The 255-nt window shown below is 47.8% G+C and carries 1 rRNA gene; it reads left to right on the forward strand.

The window, feature by feature from the left end:
• Nucleotides 1-101 (forward strand): 16S ribosomal RNA (locus tag J7Q78_RS09960); the annotation flags it as partial.
• Nucleotides 102-255 lie beyond the last annotated feature (154 nt).

A 255-nucleotide genomic window follows, 5' to 3' on the forward strand; every position in this document is an offset into this window, starting at 1 on the left:
GTAACCCTTCGGGGAGCCAGCCGTCTAAGGTGGGACAGATGATTAGGGTGAAGTCGTAACAAGGTAGCCGTAGGAGAACCTGCGGCTGGATCACCTCCTTTCTAAGGAATAATACGGAAAACCTTGAGCATTTGAAAAGTCGAAACTTTGTTTAGTTTTGAGAGGTCTACTCTCATTGAATTAGGACGTTTTTTGGGCCTATAGCTCAGCTGGTTAGAGCGCACGCCTGATAAGCGTGAGGTCGATGGTTCGAGT

This window comes from Latilactobacillus fragifolii (assembly GCF_905332535.1).
Taxonomy (GTDB): domain Bacteria; phylum Bacillota; class Bacilli; order Lactobacillales; family Lactobacillaceae; genus Latilactobacillus; species Latilactobacillus fragifolii.